Annotated in this window: 10 protein-coding genes, 6 tRNA genes and 2 rRNA genes (1 of these 18 cut by a window edge); 8 read left to right on the top strand and 10 right to left on the bottom strand. The window is 57.5% G+C overall.

Translation table 11 applies throughout. From position 1 onward, the window contains the following. Both I6L34_RS08120 and rrf read left to right on the top strand, forming a co-directional pair. A 23S ribosomal RNA gene (locus tag I6L34_RS08120) occupies positions 1-1,669 on the top strand (it extends 1,221 nt beyond the left edge of the window). A 109-nt stretch (positions 1,670-1,778) separates the two neighbouring features. Then, positions 1,779-1,893, top strand: a 5S ribosomal RNA gene (gene rrf, locus I6L34_RS08115). A gap of 616 nt (positions 1,894-2,509) precedes the next feature. Here the strand turns inward: rrf and I6L34_RS08110 are convergent. Beyond that, a tRNA-Ser gene (locus I6L34_RS08110) sits at positions 2,510-2,597 on the bottom strand. Between the two features lie 197 nt (positions 2,598-2,794). On the opposite strand from I6L34_RS08110, the gene I6L34_RS08105 reads away from it, so the two are divergent. Next, positions 2,795-3,544, top strand: coding sequence for a DsbA family protein (locus tag I6L34_RS08105; protein ID WP_005340211.1), 750 nt, complete (start codon positions 2,795-2,797; stop codon positions 3,542-3,544). Positions 3,545-3,840: 296 nt separating this feature from the next. After that, positions 3,841-4,743 (top strand): sulfite exporter TauE/SafE family protein, encoded by a 903-nt coding sequence (locus I6L34_RS08100; RefSeq protein ID WP_216956500.1) that lies wholly within the window; start codon positions 3,841-3,843, stop codon positions 4,741-4,743. Here the strand turns inward: I6L34_RS08100 and I6L34_RS08095 are convergent. Next, complete coding sequence (locus tag I6L34_RS08095; protein WP_216956498.1) at positions 4,658-5,473, bottom strand: hypothetical protein; 816 nt, start codon at positions 5,471-5,473, stop codon at positions 4,658-4,660. The genes I6L34_RS08100 and I6L34_RS08095 overlap by 86 nt on opposite strands. Before the next feature lie 217 nt (positions 5,474-5,690). Continuing rightward, on the bottom strand, positions 5,691-6,977 hold the full coding sequence (gene hemL, locus I6L34_RS08090; RefSeq protein ID WP_216956495.1) for a glutamate-1-semialdehyde 2,1-aminomutase: 1,287 nt from the start codon (positions 6,975-6,977) through the stop codon (positions 5,691-5,693). A gap of 244 nt (positions 6,978-7,221) precedes the next feature. Between hemL and clcA the strand changes: the two genes are divergently transcribed. The 3 genes from clcA to erpA all read left to right on the top strand — a co-directional run bounded on the left by clcA (position 7,222) and on the right by erpA (position 9,835). Further along, on the top strand, positions 7,222-8,610 hold the full coding sequence (clcA, locus tag I6L34_RS08085; protein ID WP_040067313.1) for a H(+)/Cl(-) exchange transporter ClcA: 1,389 nt from the start codon (positions 7,222-7,224) through the stop codon (positions 8,608-8,610). A gap of 91 nt (positions 8,611-8,701) precedes the next feature. Then, entirely contained in the window at positions 8,702-9,397 is a 696-nt protein-coding gene (locus I6L34_RS08080) for a DUF6776 family protein (RefSeq protein WP_058058560.1), read from the top strand. Between the two features lie 87 nt (positions 9,398-9,484). Beyond that, on the top strand, positions 9,485-9,835 hold the full coding sequence (erpA, locus tag I6L34_RS08075; protein WP_005340225.1) for an iron-sulfur cluster insertion protein ErpA: 351 nt from the start codon (positions 9,485-9,487) through the stop codon (positions 9,833-9,835). 137 nt (positions 9,836-9,972) lie between these two features. Here the strand turns inward: erpA and nhaC are convergent, their stop codons facing one another. Further along, complete coding sequence (gene nhaC / locus I6L34_RS08070) at positions 9,973-11,382, bottom strand: Na+/H+ antiporter NhaC (RefSeq protein ID WP_005357819.1); 1,410 nt, start codon at positions 11,380-11,382, stop codon at positions 9,973-9,975. Positions 11,383-11,683: 301 nt separating this feature from the next. Here nhaC and I6L34_RS08065 point away from each other — a divergent pair, with 301 nt between their 5' ends. After that, positions 11,684-11,893 (top strand): hypothetical protein, encoded by a 210-nt coding sequence (locus I6L34_RS08065; protein ID WP_216956492.1) that lies wholly within the window; start codon positions 11,684-11,686, stop codon positions 11,891-11,893. Here the strand turns inward: I6L34_RS08065 and I6L34_RS08060 are convergent. The 6 genes from I6L34_RS08060 to I6L34_RS08035 form a co-directional block, all read right to left on the bottom strand. After that, a complete protein-coding gene (locus tag I6L34_RS08060) occupies positions 11,888-12,160 on the bottom strand; it encodes a late competence development ComFB family protein (protein WP_005343036.1) in 273 nt (90 codons plus the stop codon). The two genes, I6L34_RS08065 and I6L34_RS08060, sit on opposite strands and share 6 nt — an antisense overlap. A gap of 109 nt (positions 12,161-12,269) precedes the next feature. Next, a tRNA-Leu gene (locus tag I6L34_RS08055) sits at positions 12,270-12,355 on the bottom strand. Between the two features lie 71 nt (positions 12,356-12,426). Next, positions 12,427-12,512 (bottom strand) — tRNA-Leu (locus I6L34_RS08050). A gap of 46 nt (positions 12,513-12,558) precedes the next feature. Then, positions 12,559-12,644: transfer RNA gene (locus I6L34_RS08045), tRNA-Leu, on the bottom strand. Between the two features lie 44 nt (positions 12,645-12,688). Beyond that, a tRNA-Leu gene (locus tag I6L34_RS08040) sits at positions 12,689-12,774 on the bottom strand. A 53-nt stretch (positions 12,775-12,827) separates the two neighbouring features. Further along, positions 12,828-12,913 (bottom strand) — tRNA-Leu (locus tag I6L34_RS08035). Between the last annotated feature and the right edge of the window lie 99 nt (positions 12,914-13,012).

Genomic DNA, 13,012 nt, shown 5'->3' with positions numbered 1-13,012 from the left:
GGAGATATCAGAAGTGCGAATGCTGACGTAAGTAACGATAAAGGGGGTGAAAAGCCTCCTCGCCGGAAGACCAAGGGTTCCTGTCCAACGTTAATCGGGGCAGGGTGAGTCGACCCCTAAGGCGAGGCCGAAAGGCGTAGTCGATGGGAAGCAGGTTAATATTCCTGCACGACTTGTAATTGCGATGGGGGGACGGAGAAGGCTAGGTGGGCCAGGCGACGGTTGTCCTGGTGAAAGTGCGTAGGTGGTGTTTCCAGGCAAATCCGGAGACACAACACTGAGACACGAGACGAACACACTACGGTGTGGAAGCCATTGATGCCCTGCTTCCAGGAAAAGCCTCTAAGCTTCAGATTACAAGTCATCGTACCCCAAACCGACACAGGTGGTCGGGTAGAGAATACCAAGGCGCTTGAGAGAACTCGGGTGAAGGAACTAGGCAAAATAGAACCGTAACTTCGGGAGAAGGTTCGCTCCTGACAGTGAAGTCCCTTGCGGATGGAGCAGTTGGGAGTCGCAGTGACCAGATGGCTGGGACTGTTTATCAAAAACACAGCACTCTGCAAACACGAAAGTGGACGTATAGGGTGTGACACCTGCCCGGTGCCGGAAGGTTAATTGATGGGGTTAGCGCAAGCGAAGCTCTTGATCGAAGCCCCGGTAAACGGCGGCCGTAACTATAACGGTCCTAAGGTAGCGAAATTCCTTGTCGGGTAAGTTCCGACCTGCACGAATGGTGTAACCATGGCCATGCTGTCTCCACCCGAGACTCAGTGAAATCGAATTCGCCGTGAAGATGCGGTGTACCCGCGGCTAGACGGAAAGACCCCGTGAACCTTTACTACAGCTTGGCACTGAACATTGAACCTACATGTGTAGGATAGGTGGGAGGCTTTGAAGGCGTGACGCCAGTTGCGCTGGAGCCGTCCTTGAAATACCACCCTTGTATGTTTGATGTTCTAACGCAGGGCCCTGAATCGGGCTCGCGGACAGTGCCTGGTGGGTAGTTTGACTGGGGCGGTCTCCTCCCAAAGAGTAACGGAGGAGCACGAAGGTTGGCTAATCCTGGTCGGACATCAGGAGGTTAGTGCAATGGCATAAGCCAGCTTAACTGCGAGACGGACAGGTCGAGCAGGTACGAAAGTAGGTCATAGTGATCCGGTGGTTCTGAATGGAAGGGCCATCGCTCAACGGATAAAAGGTACTCCGGGGATAACAGGCTGATACCGCCCAAGAGTTCATATCGACGGCGGTGTTTGGCACCTCGATGTCGGCTCATCACATCCTGGGGCTGAAGTCGGTCCCAAGGGTATGGCTGTTCGCCATTTAAAGTGGTACGCGAGCTGGGTTCAGAACGTCGTGAGACAGTTCGGTCCCTATCTGCCGTGGGCGTTGGATGATTGAAGGGAGTTGCTCCTAGTACGAGAGGACCGGAGTGAACGAACCTCTGGTGTTCGGGTTGTCACGCCAGTGGCACTGCCCGGTAGCTAAGTTCGGAATCGATAACCGCTGAAAGCATCTAAGCGGGAAGCGAGCCCTGAGATGAGTCATCCCTGACCCCTTGAGGGTCCTAAAGGGCCGTTGGAGACCACAACGTTGATAGGTGGGGTGTGTAAGCGCAGTGATGTGTTGAGCTAACCCATACTAATTACCCGTGAGGCTTAACCATACAACACCCAAGAAGTGTTCTAAGGCTTGTAACAGATACCAAGCGAACTACTAATTCAGTGATAATGACCTAGTCGTTATTCACGTCAGCTTTCTAGATTAAGAATTTGCCTGGCGGCCATAGCGCCGTGGAACCACCTGATCCCATGCCGAACTCAGAAGTGAAACGCGGTAGCGCCGATGGTAGTGTGGCATTCGCCATGCGAGAGTAGGACACTGCCAGGCATCCAATACAAGGAACCCCGCTCGATGAGCGGGGTTTTTTATTGCCTGCAATTCAGCAAATAGCCTGATTGTTGACCTGCCCTATCTCCCTTCCTCTGTTTTTATCCTTACTCGCCGCTGCTTTCTGGTTCCACAAATAGCTTGATGTTCCGCTTGGTACTCTTTCTTCACTGAACCGCTGGGTACTGTATGGTGGCTCTGGCGTAGTCATGACCCACGAATCCTATGCTCGCCTGTACGCTATGATCTCTTGCATGCGTTTTTTCCTGGGCATCTGCGTCTTGTGTTAGCTGAAGTCTTTCTTTTTGAGCCCTCTGCTTGTCCATGACTTTGTTAATCACCCACTGACGTTATGCCAGAGAGTGTGTTGGCTGTGCTAACACGCAGGTACAGGGGGCGCAGCGTTGGGTTTGGGGTAATAGGGAAATTGGAAGGGATACCCGCAGGAGCGCAGAGGTTCGAAGTTGATAGGTGATCTTGTGGAAGCTGTTGAGCCCACAGGTGAGAAGATCAAGAAAGGAGTTGAAGAAGACTAATGTGTTGAGATCTATGAGGAGTGGCAAATCGCAGGCAAATAAAAAGCCCACGCAACATGGTTGCATGGGCTCGGTATAAATGGCGGAGGAGGTGGGATTTGAACCCACGGATGGTCGCCCATCGCCGGTTTTCAAGACCGGTGCATTCAGCCGCTCTGCCACCCCTCCGCAGCAGTGCGGCGAATATTACCATGCTGATCCGGCTTGTAAATCCCTGTCCGGTTTGATTGCTGGTTAATTGCGCGAAATGACATGAAAAAGTGGCAATCAGGGCGCATCAAGCGCTTTTTTGGCCAGATAGCTTGACTTGAAAACAGACTCAACCACTATAGTGGCCTCTATCATATCCTCTGCAAGATAACGTTATGACTATTAAAAATGCCCTGTTTTGCGCGCTGGCTGGCGTGACCCTGCTGGCGACGCCAGTACATGCAAGCGAGCTGACCAAAAGCGATGTCGAGCAAATCGTTCGCGACTATCTGGTCAAGAATCCCGAGATCCTGGTCGAGATGTCCAATGCCCTGCGTGCCAAGCAGGAGAGCCAGCAGGCCGAGAGTGACAAGGCACTGATCAAGGCTCACTCCAAGCAGCTTTATGCCAATCAGGATCCCGAGATGGGGAATCCGAAGGCATCTCTGACCATTGTGGAGTTTTTCGATTACAACTGCGGTTACTGCAAGCGGGCCCATCCGCTGGTCAAGCAGCTGATGGCGGAAGATAAAGATATCCGTTACATCTACAAGCAGTTCCCCATTCTGAGCGAGTCCTCCTACTTCGCCGCCCGTGCTGCGCTGGCGGTCCAGCTGGGTCAGCCTGACAAGTACCAGGCGTTCCACGAGAAGCTCTATAGCCATCAGGGCCCGCTCGCTGATGAAGCACAGGTCAAGCAGTTGGCTGTGGCGGCCGGTGTAGACTGGAGCAAGGTGGAGGCCAAGATCAAGGATGGCAGCATTGACCAGAACCTCGGTACCAACCGTGCGCTGGCTGAAGCGCTCGGTATCTCCGGTACCCCGGCCTTCATCATCGGTGATCAGATCCTGCGCGGTGCCCCCCGTGATCTGGCCAGCCTGAAGGGGTTTATCAAGGACGTGCGTGCCGGCAAGAGCATTCAATAAGCGGTTGTCATGGTCGAGGGCCCAGCGCCTCGGTCAGAAATAGAAAGAGGGTCGGTATCACTACCGGCCCTCTTTTTTATTATGTCCTTTGGCACAAGTGGTCGTCGCGAAAGGACCATAACAACGTGCTCAGGACCCGGCCTGTTGGCCTCAGTAACAAGTATTAGCAGAGCCGTTCGGAGTCTATTGATAAATATTTCGCCTCGCAGAGGTGTGTCGTGAGCATTGCTTAATTCCGGTCAAGATTTTTTCTGCTGCTTGCCTTAGAATCGCCGCCCGTTGCAGGAGAAACCCCTATGTTAGTTGATATTTTACGGCTGGTTTTTATAGCCGGAGGCCTCGTATTCATCTTTATGCTGGTGCAAGCCTGCTGGTGGAAGAAGCAGAGTGGATCCTTTGAGGCGACCCCCTTCTGGCCGGTGGCGTTGATCGGTGGGGTTGCCAACTTCCTCGATACCCTGGGGGTGGGCAGCTTTGCGGTAAAGACCGCCTGCTACAAGCAGTTCAAGCTGATCGATGATCGGGTGCTGCCGGGTACCCTAAATGGGCAGTGCGTGCTGCCGACCGTGACTCAGTCGCTGATCTTCGTCGGCGCAGTCGCAGTGGAGCCGCTGACGCTGATCAGCATGATGGTGGCCGCCGCTGCCGGCGCGGCCTGGGGGGCGCGCCACGTCGCCTCGTTCGATCGCCAGACCATCCGGCTGGTGATGGCGGTCTCCCTGCTGGTGGTGGCCGGCCTCATCTTCGCCGGCCTGCTGGGGCTGTTCCCCCTCGGTGGCGATGCCATGGGGCTGACCGGTTACAAGCTCGGGATAGCGCTCGCCGGCAACTTCCTCTTCGGTGTGCTGATGAACGTGGGCATAGGCCTGTTCGCCCCCTGCATGACCCTGGTCTATCTGCTCGGCATGAATCCGCTGGCGGCGTTTCCCATCATGATGGGCTCCACCGCCGTGCTCAGCGTCTTCTCGGCGGGTACCTTTATCCGTAAAGGGGCATTCGATGCCAAGGCGGTGCTGGCGGTAGCCATCTTCGGTCCCATCGGTGTGGTGCTGGCCGCCATGCTGGTCAAATCCATGGATATGGAGATGCTGAAGTGGCTGGTTGCCTTTATCGTCATCTATACCTCCTGGACCATGTACGCCTCCTGGCGGGCGGCGCGTCGCTCCCCTGTGCAGCTGACGGTGGAGAGCGCAGGCTAGCCTGTACCAGTGCCGCTTCGGCCTTGGCCCCCAGAAAAACATAGAGGCCAAGCGCCAGCAGCAAACCCACCGCACACCCCATCACTCCGACCGCTGGCCAGAGCAGCTCGCTCTGGCCGAGCGAACCCTTGAACAGCAGTAACAGCCCCTCGATGGAGACCGCGATCAGAATGGCGGCGATAAAGCGGGTGATGGTACGGCGAATGGCGCTGTGGCGGAAGATATCCTTATGCAGCAATACCTCCTCTTCCAGAATGGTCTTGCCCAGATCGAACACCGCCAGTGCCAGCGTCAGAAAGATGATGGCGCTAAAGGCGCCGAGCTGGTTCTGCTGCTCGCCGCACAACAGCTGGTAGAGCTGCTCCAGCCCGTGCCAGATCAGGGTAGCGACGATCAAAAACAGCGCCATGCTGAGCACCACATAGACCGCCTTGAACCAGGGCATGGCGCGGCGGCGCTCCCTGTCCCCCATCAACCAGCCAATCAGCTGATTCAGACAGACGGTGATCTCCCGTCCTTGCCCCTGCACGATAAGGTGCAACCGGTTATGGGCGGCCGGTGCCGCAGGCTGGATGCACATCGGCCCCTGATAATGGTCAATGCTGACCACAAAGGGATACCCCTTGAGCGAGACAAGGGGGGCGCTGAGCAGCCCCTGCAGTAGCGGGGTCAACTCCTCCTGATACTCCTGATAGCGCCGCAGCACATCGATGGGGCTCATCTCTGCCATATGGACCTCGGTGACGTGGGATCTTTTGGTGAATGTGCAAATAGTGGGCCTGCTTTATGACAGAGATGGCGGGGCAAGTTGCACCAGAGGATGACAAAACGACGGATGACGAGGGGGTAGTGCACCAGAACTGGGCGTATCGATGCCCTGTCTGGTGATGAAGGCACTGCAATAGAAAAGGGCCCGTGACGGGCCCTTTGCGACAACCAGCGGCGATTTAGCCAGCCAGCTTGGCGAAGCTGCGCTCAGCGGCAGCCAGGGTATGTTCGATCTCCTTGTCGCCGTGAGCCAGCGACAGGAAGCCCGCCTCGTAGGCGCTCGGCGCCAGATAGACGCCCTCTTCCAGCATCAGGTGATAGAAGCGCTTGAAGCGCTCCATGTCGCAGCGGGTCACCTGCTCATAGCGGGTGATCTCGGTCTCGTCGGTAAAGAAGAAGCCGAACATGCCGCCCACGTAGTTGATGGCGAGCGGGATACCGTGTTTGGCGGCGGCGGCTTTGAACCCTTCGGCAACCCGGGCGGTCTTGTCGCTCAGCTGTTCATAGAGGCCCGGCTCCAGCAGCAGATCCAGCATGGTGAGGCCGGCGGCCATGGCCACCGGGTTGCCGGAGAGAGTGCCGGCCTGATAGACCGGGCCGGTCGGGGCGATGTGCTGCATCACCTTCTTCTTGCCGCCGAAGGCGCCGACCGGCATGCCGGCACCGATGATCTTGCCGAGGGTGGTGAGATCCGGATCGATGTTGTAGTGGCCTTGGGCGCCGCGCAGGGAGACGCGAAAACCCGTCATCACCTCGTCCAGGATCAGCAGGGCGCCGAATTCGTCACAGATGGTGCGCAGCCCTTCCAGGAAACCGGGCACCGGCGGGATGCAGTTCATGTTGCCGGCCACCGGCTCGACGATGATGCAGGCGATCTCGCTGCCGTACTGGCTGAAGGCCTCGCGCACCGAGTCCAGATCGTTGAACACGCAGGTGAGGGTGTGCTTGGCAAAGTCGGCCGGCACGCCCGGGCTGTTGGGTTGACCCAGGGTAAGGGCGCCGGAGCCGGCCTTGACCAGCAGGGAGTCGGCGTGGCCGTGGTAGCAGCCTTCGAATTTGACGATCTTGTCGCGGCCGGTGTAGCCGCGGGCCAGCCGGATGGCGCTCATGGTCGCCTCGGTGCCGGAGTTGACCATCCGCACCTGCTCCATGGAGGGGACGATCTGGCGTACCTTTTCGGCCATCAGTACTTCGATCTCGGTGGGGGCGCCGTAGCTCAGCCCTTTCTCGACAGCCTTGATGACGGCAGCCTTGATGGCCGGGTGGTTGTGACCCAGCAGCATGGGGCCCCAGGAACCGATGTAATCAACGTAGGCCTGGCCGTCCACGTCATAGAGGTAGGCGCCATCGGCGTGATCGATGAAGCGGGGTGTGCCGCCGACCCCATTGAAGGCGCGGACCGGTGAGTTGACGCCGCCCGGAATGGTCTGGCGGGCCTGTTCAAACAGCTGATCTGATTTTGACATGGATCATCCTTAATGGGATTTTGGTCGTCACACAAGGGATTGCAGCCGATTGAGACTCGGCAGGCCGGAGCATCAGGAGTATGCTTTGCGCTCTCGCCACCCGGACTCTCGGTCTGCTCCCGTGACAAAAATTTAACGGGCCGACTATAGCAGAAAGCCCCAGCCCTGGGCAGCCGAGCAACGCGCCGGGTGATCCTGATCTCAGCTAGCTGACGATATGGTTTTTCCAAGTTGGTGTAACAAGATGGCGCAACAAGCTCTCTCCTCTGAAGCCGATACCTCTTCGCGGGGGCCGCTTTCCCGCATTATCCGGCAAGACAAGATGCCCTTGCTGGTGCTGCTGCTGGCGGCGCTGGTCGGCACCCTGGCCGGACTGGTGTGCGGCCTGTTCGAATCAGGAGTCCACTGGCTGGCAGAACAACGCATCGCCTTGCTGGCAGACCGTCCCTGGTGGCAGCTCGGTCTGCTCGGCTTTGGCTTCAGCGCCTTGCTGGGATTTGTCGGTTACTTCCTCACTCATACCTTTGCCCCGGAAGCGGGTGGTTCCGGCATTCCCGAGATCGAGGGGGCGATGGACGATCTGCGCCCGGTTCGGTGGTGGCGGGTGTTGCCGGTCAAGTTCTTCGGCGGCATCTGCACCCTGAGTTCCGGCATGGTGCTGGGGCGGGAGGGGCCTTCGGTACAGATCGGCGGCAACCTCGGCAAGATGGTGGCGGATATCTTCCGGTTGCCCAAGGAGCATGGTCATGCCCTGTTGGCCGCCGGTGCGGCGGGCGGTCTGGCGGCAGCCTTCAATGCGCCGCTGGCGGGCATCCTGTTCGTGATGGAGGAGATGCGGCCGCAGTTTCGCTACTCCTTTCTGGCCATCAAGGCGGTGGGGATCTCCGCCATCATGGCGACCCTGATGCTGCAGAACATGAAAGGGCAGGGGGCGGTGATCACCTTGCCCCATTACGATGCGCCCGCCCTCAAGGCGCTCTGGCTGTTCCTCTTTATGGGGGCCACCTTCGGGGTGCTCGGTTTTGTCTTCAACAAGCTGGTGCTGGCCTGTCAGGATGGCTATCTGGCGTTGCATCAGAACAAGCGCCACCGTTTCGTGGCCATCGGCATGCTGGTCGCCGGAACGTTTGGCGTGCTGTCGCTGTTTGCCCCCTCGGTGACCGGCGGCGGCACAGAGCTTATTCCTCATCTGATGGGGGATGAGTATGCGATGGCGACCCTGTTCCTCATTTTCTCGGTGCGGCTGGTTGCGACCCTCATCTGCTTCTGCTCCGGTGCCCCGGGCGGGGTATTTGCACCGACCCTGGCGTTGGGCACCCTGTTTGGCGTGGTGTTTGGCCATCTGTTTCATGCGGCGTTTCCGGAGCTTGGCATCGAGCCCGGCGCTTTTGCCATTGCAGGGATGGGGGCGCTGTTTGCTGCCACAGTGCGTGCTCCCATCACGGGCATCGTGCTGGTCACCGAGATGACCGACAACTATCAGCTGATCCTGCCGATGATGATCACCACGGTCGGTGCGACTCTGGTTGCCCAGTGGCTGGGTGGCCGACCCATCTATTCTCAGATCCTGGAGCGAACTTTACGGCTCGCCGCGCGTCAAAAGCGGGGTGATGGCAGCGCCACGGCCAGTTAATTTTTCCCTTTATCGCCTGTGACCCCGGTCAGGGCGGTATAGTGAAGGGAGAGGCGCTGCCGTAAATGGCGTGATAACGGGATGAGGGGCTATGTCCAATCTATTGAAGTTATTGGTCGTGTTAGCCATTGGCGGGCTCATTGGTTACTTTGTCGGTAACCGTCAGGAGCTGGCCCAGAGCAGTCTGTTGGTGGTACAGCAGGAGACGCTGGATCGTCAGGGCAAGGCCATCGGCCAGCTCAAGACCGAATTGGGGGTGAAAGATACCCAGCTGGCGACCCAGAAAGCGGCCTTCGAGCAGTTGCAGATCACCCTGAAGAGTCAGGAGGCGCAGGTGCAGGAGCTCAAGCGCCAGCTGGCCTTTTTCGAGCGGATCATGCGCCCCACCGGCGAACAGGTGGGGGTGGTGATCGACAACCTGACCCTGCAGGAGACCAGCATTCCCGGTCGTTACCACTACCGTCTAGCCCTGACCCAGCCCGCCAAAAAGCGGGAGCTGTTCCGTGGTCAGGTGCAGATCCGGGTCGAGGGGAGCCTGGCCGACAAGCCGAAGACGCTGACCGGTCGCGATCTCGGAATGAAGGTGAGCGAGTGGCGTTATGCCCTGCGTTATTTCCAGCTGCTGGAAGGGAATTGGCAGTTGCCGGAAGGCTTTGTGCCGGATCGGATCCATGTCACCATCAACAAGGATGGCAGGCAACCGGCGCAAGAGCTGCTGGTTGAGTGGGGCGAGGTGATCAAGCCGCTGGTCGCCGCACCGCCTGCTCCGGTTCCCGCTGCCGGTTAAACGTGGTGAATACTTGAACTGAATGGTCGGGTATTGGATAATTTCGCGGTTTCCATGTTTGTGGATCTAATGGTTGTGAGGTCAGTAATGAGTGCAGTAGCAGAAGCCCCGCTGCCCATCCAGATGACGGATGCGGCGGCCAACAAGGTGAAGAACCTGATCACCGAGGAAGAGAATCCCGAGCTGAAGCTGCGGGTATACATCACGGGTGGGGGCTGCTCCGGTTTCCAGTATGGCTTTACCTTTGATGAGAAGATCAACGACGGGGACACCGTAGTCGAGAAGAATGGCGTCACCATGGTGATCGATCCCATGAGCCTGCAATATCTGGTAGGCGGCAGCGTGGATTACACCGAGGGCCTGGAGGGTTCACGCTTTACCGTGACCAACCCCAATGCCACCACGACCTGTGGCTGTGGCTCCAGCTTCTCCATCTGATCGGCATATCGGTCTGATGAAACGGCTCTCGGCAACGAGGGCTGTTTTTGTTTGTGGTGCTCAGTGCCTCCATCAAACAGCATTTCTCTGAAACAACAAAGGCGCCTCGATGGCGCCTTTGTTGTTTGCAGAATGGCTTAGCGGGAGCTTGCCGCCGCGACCAGCGGGATCCGGTTCACTGCCTTGCCCATGTAGGCGAGGGTGATGGTCACAATGATGCAGGTGAAGCTCAGCCACATGTAGGGCAGGTAGTCGAGGGTTGCTACCCCCAGAACCCCGGCCATGAAGATGCCGTTGTCGCTCCAGGGCACCATGCCGCAGGTGAGGGTGCCGCCAAACTCGGCGTTGCGAGAGAGGTTCTTGCGCGCCAGTCCCAGTCGGTCGTAGTTTTTGGCCATGATCTTGGGGGTCAGGATCAGTGACACATACATGGCCGAGCCAAACACGTTGGCCAGAAACGCAGTACCGATGGTGTGGCTGGTCAGGCTGCCGACGCTGTTGATGCGCTTCTCGAAGGCGCTGGCGATCACTTCCAGAATGCCGACCTTCTCCAGCAGGCCGCCAAACCCGAGACCGAAGATGATGACCGCGACCGAGCCCAGCATGGACTCCATGCCGCCGCGCCCGAGAATGTTGTCGATAAAATCGATGCCGGAGGTGATGGCAAACGGACTATAAGCCGAGTGCATTGCTTTGACCGGATCCATGCCCTGGAAGGCGATGGCCCAGATCAGGCCAAGCAGGGCGCCGAAGCTGATCACCGGGAAGGCGGGCTTGCGATTGGCCAACAGGCCCAGTACCAGCACCACCGGTACTATGGCCAGTGGGGTAATGTTGAACTGGTTGTCGAGCGCCTCCATCACCAGATTGACCTGCTCTAGGCTGACGTTGCCCGAATACTGCATGCCCACTACGGTGAATAGCACGGCAGTGATGACATAGGAGAGCAGGCTGATGGGCAGCATCCCCTTGATATGTTCCACCACGTCGACGTTGGACATGGTCGAAGCCAGCACTACTGAGTCGGAGAGCGGAGAGAGCTTGTCACCGAAGTAGACGCCGGAGAGCACGGCACCGGCTACCAGCGGCGCAGGCACGCCGAGGCTGTGGCCGATCCCCATCATGGCGATGCCGGCCGTGGCAGCAGAGCCCCAGGAAGTGCCGGTGGCCAGCGAGGTCAGGGAGCAGATGATCAAGGTTGCCAGCAGGAAGATGGACGGGTGAATCACCTTGAGGCCGAAGTAGATGATGCTGGGGACTATGCCACCGGCAATCCAGGTGCCGACCAGAGCACCGACGGAGACCAGGATCAGGATGGCCCCCATTCCCTTGGCAACGCCGTCAACGGCTGCCTGTTCCAGGGATTTGTAATCGTGGCCGAGTTTGATGCCAAGCCCCATGATGACGAACCAGGCGATGAACAACGCCAGCTGGATCGGCAGATCGAGCACGCTGGTGAACGAGAATGCCAGGGCCAGGAAAATGGCCAGACAGGCAAACACCTGTGCCATGCCCGGTAGTCGGATGTGGTTTTGTTGGTTTTGCATAGATACTTCCTAAACTCTTGCTCGCCAAGGTCACTCCCTCTCGTCCTGTGGATACATCGATCCCGAGGAGGCAACCCAAAAAGAGGCCGCAATCTACCACAAACCCGGCGGGTTAAAGCCCCATCAAATTGGCAAAAATGCACATTTGATTGAAAAAATCACAAATTAGTTGATCTCATAACCCGTTTTTGAGCGGCCTGTTGACACAAAGGGTCACATACGAAGCTTGTCTGTGACGCCACTTGCATCCCCAGCAGATGAAGATGATAATTATTATCAATTGTTGGTTGGGGAGAAAACAATGCGCTGGATATTGCGGGGTATGATGTTGCTGGTGGCGGTGGCCGTACTCGCATGGGGTCAGGATAAAGAGTACGGCACCTGGAGTGTAGGTTTTCTGCTGGCTGCCTGGGTGATGCTGGAGCCTGGATTGCGGCCCGCCTTGATCTTGCTGCCAGTGGCCGAGTTGACCGGTATCGTTACCCTGCTCTGGCAGCAGCCCTGGTTATGAGCTTTTGACGGGAGCCTGCTTGATCTTCTGCTGTGCCACCTTGAGCGATTCGACCACCAGTTTCTCCATTTCGGTGCGCTTGGCGTCGGTCAGGAAGTAGATCATGTCGACATTGTGGCGAATATAGTGGGCGGGGAGCTGGTTGAGGGTGAGGCAGCAGAGGTCGGCCATCTGATCGCTGTTGAGCTTTTGCTGCAGCCCCTGTTTCTCAATCTCCTTGAGCACCAGATGTTCGTAAAAGTTGTGAATGTCGGTATCCAGTATCATATGCGTTCCTTGGCATGACGATGAGCGGGGAGTCGTCAAAAGCATAGCCATAACAAGGAGTAAAAACAAAAGGCCCATCACTTTCGTGATGGGCCTTTTGCGTAATGAATGGTGCGAAGAGAGGGACTCGAACCCTCACATCCGTGGGACACTAACACCTGAAGCTAGCGCGTCTACCAATTCCGCCACCTTCGCACACTGATTTTCTCCAGCTGGTTTTTAAATGCGGTTGGAGCGCATTGCTCTGTTTTTACATGTCAGAAGCATGGTGCGAAGAGAGGGACTCGAACCCTCACACCCGGGGGGCACTAACACCTGAAGCTAGCGCGTCTACCAATTCCGCCACCTTCGCACATTCGGGTTTCCAGTCTGGATTTACATGCTGTCTGGATAAAGCATGGTGCGAAGAGAGGGACTCGAACCCTCACATCCGTGGGACACTAACACCTGAAGCTAGCGCGTCTACCAATTCCGCCACCTTCGCACATTGTGTTACCAGTTTTGATTTACATGCTGTCTGGAGAAGCATGGTGCGAAGAGAGGGACTCGAACCCTCACACCCGGGGGGCACTAACACCTGAAGCTAGCGCGTCTACCAATTCCGCCACCTTCGCACATTCGGGTTTTCTAGTTGGATTTACATGCTGCTGAATCAGCATGGCAGTATTGGTGCGAAGAGAGGGACTCGAACCCTCACATCCGTGGGACACTAACACCTGAAGCTAGCGCGTCTACCAATTCCGCCACCTTCGCATCACTGCGGAGGGGGATTCTATAGAGTTTTGGGGGAGCGTCAACAGCCAAAGGGGACTTTTTTCGCTGTTGACGCCCAAAGTTGCGCCAAGGGTACAA

The organism is Aeromonas sp. FDAARGOS 1404 (genome assembly GCF_019047085.1).
Taxonomy (GTDB): Bacteria; Pseudomonadota; Gammaproteobacteria; order Enterobacterales; family Aeromonadaceae; genus Aeromonas; species Aeromonas veronii.
The sequence above is the reverse complement of the archived record's forward strand: the minus strand, read 5'-3'. Positions and strand labels throughout refer to the sequence as shown.

What these genes read in the sequence shown, in the direction of transcription:
- I6L34_RS08105 (WP_005340211.1), top strand. Translation starts at nt 2,795, where the DNA reads ATGACTATTAAAAATGCCCTGTTTTGCGCGCTGGCTGGCGTGACCCTG.
- I6L34_RS08100 (WP_216956500.1), top strand. Translation starts at nt 3,841, where the DNA reads ATGTTAGTTGATATTTTACGGCTGGTTTTTATAGCCGGAGGCCTCGTA.
- I6L34_RS08095 (WP_216956498.1), bottom strand. Translation starts at nt 5,473, where the DNA reads ATGGCAGAGATGAGCCCCATCGATGTGCTGCGGCGCTATCAGGAGTAT.
- hemL (WP_216956495.1), bottom strand. Translation starts at nt 6,977, where the DNA reads ATGTCAAAATCAGATCAGCTGTTTGAACAGGCCCGCCAGACCATTCCG.
- clcA (WP_040067313.1), top strand. Translation starts at nt 7,222, where the DNA reads ATGGCGCAACAAGCTCTCTCCTCTGAAGCCGATACCTCTTCGCGGGGG.
- I6L34_RS08080 (WP_058058560.1), top strand. Translation starts at nt 8,702, where the DNA reads ATGTCCAATCTATTGAAGTTATTGGTCGTGTTAGCCATTGGCGGGCTC.
- erpA (WP_005340225.1), top strand. Translation starts at nt 9,485, where the DNA reads ATGAGTGCAGTAGCAGAAGCCCCGCTGCCCATCCAGATGACGGATGCG.
- nhaC (WP_005357819.1), bottom strand. Translation starts at nt 11,382, where the DNA reads ATGCAAAACCAACAAAACCACATCCGACTACCGGGCATGGCACAGGTG.
- I6L34_RS08065 (WP_216956492.1), top strand. Translation starts at nt 11,684, where the DNA reads ATGCGCTGGATATTGCGGGGTATGATGTTGCTGGTGGCGGTGGCCGTA.
- I6L34_RS08060 (WP_005343036.1), bottom strand. Translation starts at nt 12,160, where the DNA reads ATGATACTGGATACCGACATTCACAACTTTTACGAACATCTGGTGCTC.